Below are 8,636 nucleotides of genomic sequence, written 5' to 3' on the forward strand. Positions count from 1 at the left end.
GCTTCGGTTCGCTGTTTCCGCCACTGGCGGCGCTCACCTTTGCAGCATCCAGTATTATCTGCGCTTTTGGCTTAGCAGCTGCCGCACCTCGCTCGCCGTATCGGCACTTAGAATTATGCGGTGTTGCCTTAAAAATTGTGGAAAATCCGGCTTAAAGTATCGTATCTTATCCCCCGCGGCCCCGGTTTTGCACCGGCGGGCTGCGGGGATTTTGTTTTGCGCAAAAAATCCCGGAAATAGCGGACAACCACTGGCATAAACCGCATAAATATGATATAGTATTAAAGTGTAGTGTTATGCCATACAGCCAGGTTCCGGCGGCAAACTGCCCCGGAACCGGCCGAAAACAAAAAGGGAGCATACCTGACAATATGAAACAACAAGCAAACAAGATCCGCGTGGCCCTGCTGTTTGGCAGCTGTTCAAGCGAGCATGAGGTCAGCTGTGTTTCGGCTGCGGCATGGGCGGATGCCCTTGCCACCATGCCGGACCGATATGAAGTGATTCTGGTGGGCATTACCAAACAGGGCCGCTGGCTGAAATACAGCGGCTCTACCGAGGGCATGCGCAGCGGCAGCTGGGAGCAGGATGCTTCCTGCGTGCCCTGCGTGCTCAGCCCGGACCGCAGCGACCATGGCCTGCTGGTGCACAGCGCCAACGGCTATGAACTGCTGCCGGTGGATGTGGTTGCCCCCATCCTGCACGGCAAAAACGGCGAGGACGGCACGATTCAGGGCCTGCTGGAGCTGGCTGCCATCCCCTATGTGGGCTGCGGCGTTCTGGCATCCGCTGCCTGCATGGACAAAGCCGTTGCCAATACCATCATGGACGCCTATCATGTGCCCCACTGCCACTGGTGCAGCGCCGTCCGAGCCGAAGCGGAAACCCAGCGCAGCGCCCTGTTGACCCGCGTGGAAAACCGCCTGCCCTACCCGATCTTTGTCAAACCGGCCAATGCGGGTTCCAGCGTGGGCATCACCAAGGCCCACAACCGTGAAGAGCTGAACACCGCCATTGACACCGCCCTGCGGGAAGATGACAAAGTGGTGTTTGAAGAGTTTATTGATGGGCAGGAAGTGGAATGTGCCGCCATTGGCAACCCGGATAACCCGCTGGAAGTGCGCACCACCCGCCCCGGCGAGATTTTGGCCGGCGCAGAGTTTTATACCTATGACGACAAGTATAAAAACGGTATATCCAAGACGGTGATTCCCGCCCACCTGCCGGACCAGAAGCTGGACGAAGTCAAAACGCTGGCCGCCCGCGCTTACCTGGCTTTGGGCTGCGCTGGTCTTGCCCGGTGCGATTTCTTTGTAGAGCACGGCACAGGACGCGTGCTTTGCAATGAGCTGAACACCCTGCCGGGCTTTACCCCCATCAGCATGTACCCCAAGCTGATGGAAAACGAGGGCTACAGCTTTGCCGCCCTGGTTGATAAGCTAATCGGCCTTGCACTGAGCAAAAAGCGAGGTGCTTACTGATGGATACTCGTCCCATCGGCGTATTTGACAGCGGCCTTGGCGGGCTGACCGCCGTGCGCCAGCTGCGCCGCCTGCTGCCGGGCGAAGATATTGTGTATTTTGGCGATACCGGCCGCGTGCCTTACGGTTCCCGCGGGCACGATGTGATCGTGCGGTACGCCCAGCAGGATATCCGGTTCCTGCTTTCCCAGAATGTCAAGTTCATTATGGCGGCCTGCGGCACAGTATCTTCCACCTATCCTTCGGCGGAAGCTGCCCAGCTGCCGGTACCCTACACCGGCGTGATCGGTGCGGCAGCCCGCGCAGCCGCTACCGCCACCAAAAACAAACGCATCGGCGTGATTGGCACAGCGGCCACCATCCGCAGCGATTCTTATGCCACCCAGCTGAAAGATCTGGTGCCGGGGGTTCAGATTTTTGCCCGCGCCTGCCCCCTGTTTGTACCGCTGGTTGAAAACGGTTATGTGAACGGCGACAAAGTGACCCAGCTGATGATTGAGGAATACCTGACCCCCGTGCGGGATTCCGGCATTGACACCCTGATCCTTGGCTGCACCCACTACCCGCTGCTGAAAAAAATGATCGGCGATTTTGTGGGCGACAGCGTAACGCTGATTGACCCTGGCAAGCTGACCGCCATTGCCACCGCCACCGCGCTGGATGACCTTGGGATTTCCAGCGGGCGCAGCACCGGCGGCACCACCCGCTTTTTTGTCAGCGATACCCCGGACGGCTTTGCTAAGCAGGAGCGGCTGTTCATGGGCAGCGAAGCGGGCGGCCCGGTGGAACAGATCGCCATTGAAACGTATTAAGGAATTAAACTATTATGGCAAAACCTGTTGAAGAAAATTACCTCATCACCATCAAAGGCACCATGGAGCAGAACGGCGAAAACGATACCGTGGAGCTGATGACCCGCGGCAACTTTGTGCAGCGCGGCAACAGCTACTACATCGTGTACGCTGAAACCGAAGCCACCGGTTACGCCGGATGTACCACCACGGTGCGCGTCAGCCAGGATGCCCGGCTGGTCAGCATGACCCGCTTTGGCAAAACATCCAGCCAGCTGATTATTGAAAAAGGCATCCGCCACCTGTGCCATTACGAAACCGGGTACGGTTCCATCAGCCTTGGCGTGGCCGCTGATGTGATTGAGCACAACCTGCTGCCGGATGGCGGCGAGCTGCAGTTCAGCTACACGCTGGATTCCGGCGCCGAAACCTTAATCAGCCGCAATTCCGTGCTTATCACAGTAGAGCCGCTGAAAAAGCAGGAAACTGAAGTTGAATAAATTTTTAGTTAGGAGGTAGAAAGTAGGAGTTAGGAGTTTTTGGTGTGCGCTGACGCGCACAAATTTTAACGATCAGCTGTGCGGCTGTTTTTCAAAATTGCGGCGCAGGCCGCACCTTAAACTCCTAACTCCTAACTCCTCCCTCCTAACTTCCAAACTGGAGGTACAACGTGAATTACAAATACTATAACCCCCGCAAGGCTGCGCTGGATACGGCGCGTGAGCTGCTGACCAGCGCGCTGAATGCTGCTGTGGTGGACGGTTCCCTTCCGGAAGCCCCGCTGCCGGAATTTATTGTTGAGATTCCCGCCGATGTCAAAAACGGCGATATTGCATCCAACGCCGCCATGGCCGGTGCCCGTGCGTTCCACAAGGCTCCGCGCCAGATTGCACAGGCCATTGTGGACCACCTGAACCTGGAGGGCAGCCTGTTCGACCGTGTAGAGATTGCAGGCCCCGGCTTCATCAACCTGTTCCTGGGTACCCACTGGTTTACCAGCGTACTGCAGGCTGCTGCCACTGAGCCGGAATACGGCCGCACGGACGGCGGTGCAGGCAAGCGCTACAACGTTGAATTTGTTTCCGCCAACCCCACCGGCCCCATGCACATGGGCAACGCCCGCGGCGGTGCTCTGGGCGACTGCCTGGCTGCCTGCCTGGACTGGGCCGGTTATGATGTGACCCGCGAGTTCTACATCAACGATGCAGGCAACCAGATCCAGAAGTTCGGCAAGAGCCTGGCCATCCGCTACCTGCAGCTGTACAAAGGCGAAGAGGCCGTTCCCCTGCCGGAAGAATGCTACCAGGGCGCTGACATTATTGCTCGCGCCAAAGAGTTTGCCGAAATTCACGGCGATTCCTATGTCGATAAGGACTTTGAAGAGCTGAAAGATGCCCTGATTGCCGATGCCCTGCCCAAGAACATTGCCGGGCTGCAGCGCGACCTGGGCAAGTACCGCATCACCTATGATGTCTGGTTCCACGAAAGCGACCTGCACAAGAGCGGCGCTGTGGATGATGTCATCAAAATCTTGATGGACAAGGGTGCCTGCTACAAGGCCGAGGACGGTGCCATCATGTACCGCAGCGCCCAGTATGCTTCCAAGTACGGCGTTGTAAACCGCAAGAAGGACGAAAACGCCGACGGCGAAGAGGAAGCCAAAGACGAAGTTCTGGTACGCGCCAACGGCATTCCCACCTATTTTGCCGCCGACATCGCCTACCATTACAACAAGCTGGCCGTGCGCGGTTTTGACCGTGCCATCGACATTTGGGGTGCCGACCATCACGGCCATGTAGCCCGCATGAAGGGTGCCATGGACGCCGTTGGCCTGGACGGCACCAAGTTGGATGTTGTGCTGATGCAGATGGTCAACCTGATGCGCGACGGCAAACCGGTGCGTATGAGCAAGCGTACCGGCAAGGCCATCACCCTGACCGACCTGCTGGACGAAGTGCCCATTGATTCCGCACGTTTCTTCTTCAACCAGCGCGAAAGCTCCTCCACTCTGGATTTCGACCTTGACCTGGCTGTGCGCAACGACAGCGAAAACCCGGTCTACTATGTCCAGTACGCCCACGCCCGCATCTGCTCCGTGCTGAAAAAGCTGGAAGCCGCCGGTGTGACCTTTGAGGGTGCCGATGCCCTGGATGCCAGCCTGCTGACTGACCCCAGCGAGCAGGCTCTGCTGCGTCTGCTTTCCGCTTTCCCGGCTGAGATTGCTGCCGCAGCAGAAAAGTATGACCCGGCCCGCATTACCCGTTATGTTATCGACATTGCCACGGCGTTCCACCGCTTCTACAATGCCTGCCGCATTCTGGAAGCTGACCCTGCCGTTCGCCAGTGCCGCATGGCCCTGTGCCTGGCCGTGCGCAGCGTGATCCGCAACGTGCTGACCATGTTCAAGGTCACGGTGCCGGAGAGCATGTGAATTAGTTAGGAGTTGAATTAGAAATTAGGAATGAGCAATTAGGAATTGGGGCTGTCTGATTACTAAATGCTTATTGTAATGATTTCTGGGACTGACTTCTTTTAGCTTCTTTTCTCTATTACTTTAACGATTCTTCAATACAAACTAAAAAGCGTGGGCCTGCCAACCGACAGGCCCACGCTTTTGCACACCCAACATATTTATTATACCACATTCGTCAAGGCAATATCTATCCATAACATGCACGAATAATTCATATTTTGTTTGGGATATCTGCGAATAGACAAATTCCTTAGGGTATTGTATAGTATAGTCACAGAAAGAAAACAGCCGGAGATAAGGAGCTAAAAGCTCCAAGCAAAAGCCACTTTCAATAGCATCGGAACAAGGCACGGCGGTTTTCCCGACAGCTTCAAGCAGATTTCGCAAAGGCTTCCAGTAAGAGGTCTAAATGGGAACACTTGAAGAACTCCGGGAAAGCAGGGACCGGGAGGCTACCGAAGGACTTGAAAGTAAGATGGCAAAGCCGGCAGGATTCGTAAGGAAGGAGGCTCAAGTCCAATGGCTAATTTCAAAGATCCCATTCATCACCGGCGGGCCTGGGCCTGCTGAAAGCAAACGAACCTCATTAACAGCCGCAGGTCATTACCTGTAAAAGATATAAAAGTTAAGATGCAAGGTTCGTAGCTTGCTTAAAATGCAGTGCTCAGGAAATCCCGTCAGAAAAAGTTCCCCGCGTTTACATAGATTAGATGAAGAACTGACGACAGGATTCTAAATAGAAAATTACAGGTTCAAAACCTGGTACGCAAAAGCGTAAATAGAAACCCAGAATCACCGGTGATTGTTATGAAAGATCTAACTCCGCCGAACAAATAATGCTTCACCTGATCTGGCTGGTGCAAGCGCACCGCCCCCCAAAAGGAGAAACTCCGATGTACTAGAGCAAAGAGGAATCAACCTCTGGCATCAAATTCAGGTACCCTGCACAAAATTATTGAAGTTCACTTCCCCGTTCCACAGATGCACCAAGAATCGTTTTCCTTGCAAAATGTTTCCAGGCAGCAAATAACGAACCAAAGGGAATCAGAAATTTCAAGCAAACGCAAAATCATCGAACAACAGCGAATGAAACCCGTTTCCGATTTGCAAAACAAAGAAAACCAGGTTTAAAAACATTCGATCAAAGTTAAAGGATGAGGTTGCCATGAAAATGTGCAAACGGTCCGAAAAATAATACAATCGGGTATGAGGCTATGACTCCAATCAAGTAAGTTCGCTCCAGCGCCATAAGGGTAGAAGGCGCTGGAGCTTTTTTGTTGTGTTGTGCCGGATGTTTCCGGTCTGCTTATCTCCTCTCGTTTACTTTTGTCTGCATCATTTTTGTTTTGCTACCGCGCTCTAAATCACTCTAAACACGGCTCTCCCTCCGCCCACAACATTGCACTGTGCGGCGGAGAGTTTTTATGTTTGCGGGCTTTTGTGGAGTATTACGGTACCGGTATTCCATCGTGATTTCGGTTTTCTGAATTTTACTGTTGACATTTCTGTAATATTGCGTTATGATAGCCACAAGGTCCAGAATTTTACAGAATACTGGAATGATGGGTTTTTCGCTATTTTTGACTTTTCAGATACACCCTAGGATTCCGGTATTTCCGCTGTAAGTTTTGTTTGGCGTTCCCTTGGCAGAGGGTACACCAAAATTCTCTTGTTCACCTTTTTTCTTCGTGAAGTGTGCAGCAGCGCTTCACCATTTTTTAGCTATTGTGATTACAGATTTCTGTTACATTAAAGGAGGCTTTATGGAACAACTTACGATTGATACCGGCCTGCGCGAATACGCGGTCAATGGCGGGCCGGAGCACGGCGGCGGAGTGCTGCGCTTTAACCCCAGCGACCCCAATGTTTACAGCCGTTTTTGCACCCTGCAAAATCAGCTGCAAGAGCTGGAACAGCAGGTACAGGCGCAAAGCCCCACTGGGACCGATGCCATACAGCTGCTGGCCCAGGCGGATCAGCGCGCCAAGGGGCTGCTGGCGGAAGTATTTGGCCCCGGCAATGATTTTGACGCCATGCTGGGCGGCACCAATCTGCTGGCGATTGCCGGCAACGGCGAGCGGGTCATCACCAATCTGTTTGCGGCATTGCAGCCCATTCTGGAAGCCGGTGCCCGCCAGTGCGCGGATGCCAAAGCCACGCTGGCCGTGCAGCAGGCCCAGGCAGCGCGCGCCGCGCGCGGGGTGCAGGTATGAGCAGCTGGCGGCTGCCCACCCGGCTGGAGGTTGGCGGAAAAGCATATCCGATTCATTCGGATTACCGCGATATTCTGGATATTCTGCATCGGTTGAACGATGCCAGCGAGCCGGAATTCATCCGCTGGCGGGTGGCCCTGGCCCTATTTTATGAGGGCGATCTGCCGCGCAGCGACTATCCGGAGGCCATGCAGAAGCTGGCAGATTTTTTGAACTGCGGGCAAACGCTGCCCCGCTCCCCTGCCCCGCCGCTGTTGGACTGGGAACAAGACGCCCCGCTGATTGCCGCCGACATCAACAAAGCCGCCGGGTGCGAAGTGCGCGCCCTGCCTTATCTGCACTGGTGGACCTTTATGGCCTGGTTCAACAGCATTGGGGACGGCCAGCTGGCTACCCTGCTGCGGGTGCGCAGCAAGCTGCGCCACGGCCAAAAATTGCAGCCGTGGGAACAGGACTACTACCGCAAAAACAAAGCCATGGTTGACCTGCGCCCCCGCCTGAATCCGGCAGAGATAGCGGAACGCCAGCGGCTGCAGCGCCTGTTGGCCAATTAAGTCTTCATAAGGAGGTAGATGCTTTTGCCAAAATCCTATGCAGGCAGCCTTCAGGTTGCCCTGTCTACACAAACAACTACCCACACCGCGCAGCAGCCACTGAACGGCCTGCGCACTGCCCTGAAAAAAATAAGCCGCAGTGTAAACGCTGCGTTCTCCGCCGTGCCGGTGGCAAAGTTTGAGCAGCAGACCGCCGCAGCAGCAGTCAGCGCCAACAAAGCCGCCAAAGCCCAGGCCAAACTTGCCAGTGGCACCACCAAAGCAGCCAAGGCCGCCAAACGCAGCGTTGCGGAATTTGATGAACTGGACCGGCTGCAGGCTTCTCTTGCCGAAAGTGCCGGAGCTGCGGCGGCTTCCACCACCCGCAAAAGCAGCAGCGCTGCAACAATCAAAGCCACAGATGCCGAACCGCCACAGTTAAGTCCGCCGGCTCTATTAAACCAGCAGCTGCAAAATTTCTGGGCTACATTACAGGCTGTGCTTGCCCCCGCCGCCGCGCTGTGGGATGCAGCCTGGCAGCAGATGAAAACCGCTGCCCTGACCGTTTGGCAGGATCTTTTGGGCGGCGTTCAGCTGACCTGGGCCGAGTACGGCCAGCCCATTGCCCAGAGTGCCGCCCTGGCGCTGGAAAACCTGCAAGGCATTTTTACCACCCTGTGGCAGAACGTTTTGCAGCCGATCCTTACTAACCTGATGCAAATTTTATCCACCCTCTGGTCCTCCCATCTCAAGCCCCTGTGGGATGACATTCTTTTGCTGGTGGCAAGCGTTGCCAACTGCCTGCTGGGCCTGTGGAACAACCTGCTGGCCCCGGTGGCCAAGTGGATCATCGCCACGTTCGGCCCCGCGTTTGCTGAGGTATTCAACGCCATTGCGGACGTTGTTGGCGTGGCCGTTGGGGCTATTGCGGATGCCATCGATCTGGCCGTTGTTGTGCTGCGCGGGCTGGCGGACTTTTTAAGCGCCGTGTTCCGCGGCAACTGGGATGCTGCCTGGCAGGCCATCGGCAACACGGTCAACACCGTCTGGGATAAGATGACGAACGCTATCAAAACCGCCGTCAATGGCATCATCGGCTTCATCAATCGGATGATCTCCGCCGTTGTCACCGGCATCAATGCGGT

The 8,636-nt window shown here is 55.3% G+C and carries 8 protein-coding genes; all 8 read left to right on the top strand.

Going from position 1 to position 8,636, the window contains the following annotated elements; translation table 11 throughout:
- Positions 1–371 precede the first annotated feature (371 nt).
- Positions 372–1,481 carry a D-alanine--D-alanine ligase family protein gene (locus C4885_RS14155; protein WP_114000955.1) on the top strand — a complete coding sequence of 370 codons (1,110 nt, stop codon included), beginning with the start codon at positions 372–374 and terminating at the stop codon, positions 1,479–1,481.
- On the top strand, positions 1,481–2,293 hold the full coding sequence (murI, locus tag C4885_RS14160; RefSeq protein WP_114000956.1) for a glutamate racemase: 813 nt from the start codon (positions 1,481–1,483) through the stop codon (positions 2,291–2,293). The genes C4885_RS14155 and murI overlap by 1 nt, the downstream gene beginning before the upstream one ends.
- Positions 2,294–2,307: 14 nt before the next feature.
- A complete protein-coding gene (locus tag C4885_RS14165; RefSeq protein ID WP_114000957.1) occupies positions 2,308–2,772 on the top strand; it encodes a DUF1934 domain-containing protein in 465 nt (154 codons plus the stop codon).
- A 170-nt stretch (positions 2,773–2,942) separates the two neighbouring features.
- A complete protein-coding gene (gene argS, locus C4885_RS14170) occupies positions 2,943–4,703 on the top strand; it encodes an arginine--tRNA ligase (protein ID WP_114000958.1) in 1,761 nt (586 codons plus the stop codon).
- Positions 4,704–5,154: 451 nt separating this feature from the next.
- Positions 5,155–5,358 carry a hypothetical protein gene (locus tag C4885_RS14175; RefSeq protein ID WP_114000959.1) on the top strand — a complete coding sequence of 68 codons (204 nt, stop codon included), beginning with the start codon at positions 5,155–5,157 and terminating at the stop codon, positions 5,356–5,358.
- Positions 5,359–6,508: 1,150 nt separating this feature from the next.
- Positions 6,509–6,958: a hypothetical protein gene (locus tag C4885_RS14180; protein WP_114000960.1), complete on the top strand. Its 450-nt coding sequence runs from the start codon at positions 6,509–6,511 to the stop codon at positions 6,956–6,958.
- The gene (locus tag C4885_RS14185; protein ID WP_114000961.1) at positions 6,955–7,512 is read left to right on the top strand and encodes a Gp15 family bacteriophage protein; all 558 of its coding nucleotides are present in this window, start codon (positions 6,955–6,957) and stop codon (positions 7,510–7,512) included. Before C4885_RS14180 ends, C4885_RS14185 begins: the two co-directional genes overlap by 4 nt.
- Before the next feature lie 24 nt (positions 7,513–7,536).
- Positions 7,537–8,636 (top strand): hypothetical protein (locus tag C4885_RS14190; RefSeq protein ID WP_147237849.1); only part of this gene is annotated, 1,100 nt, incomplete at its 3' end.

The organism is Subdoligranulum sp. APC924/74 (assembly GCF_003324125.1).
GTDB classification, from domain to species: domain Bacteria; phylum Bacillota; class Clostridia; order Oscillospirales; family Ruminococcaceae; genus Gemmiger; species Gemmiger qucibialis.

Excerpts from the sequence above, each read along its gene's own strand:
- C4885_RS14155 (WP_114000955.1), top strand. The coding sequence starts at position 372 with ATGAAACAACAAGCAAACAAGATCCGCGTGGCCCTGCTGTTTGGCAGC.
- murI (WP_114000956.1), top strand. The coding sequence starts at position 1,481 with ATGGATACTCGTCCCATCGGCGTATTTGACAGCGGCCTTGGCGGGCTG.
- C4885_RS14165 (WP_114000957.1), top strand. The coding sequence starts at position 2,308 with ATGGCAAAACCTGTTGAAGAAAATTACCTCATCACCATCAAAGGCACC.
- C4885_RS14175 (WP_114000959.1), top strand. The coding sequence starts at position 5,155 with ATGGGAACACTTGAAGAACTCCGGGAAAGCAGGGACCGGGAGGCTACC.
- C4885_RS14180 (WP_114000960.1), top strand. The coding sequence starts at position 6,509 with ATGGAACAACTTACGATTGATACCGGCCTGCGCGAATACGCGGTCAAT.
- C4885_RS14185 (WP_114000961.1), top strand. The coding sequence starts at position 6,955 with ATGAGCAGCTGGCGGCTGCCCACCCGGCTGGAGGTTGGCGGAAAAGCA.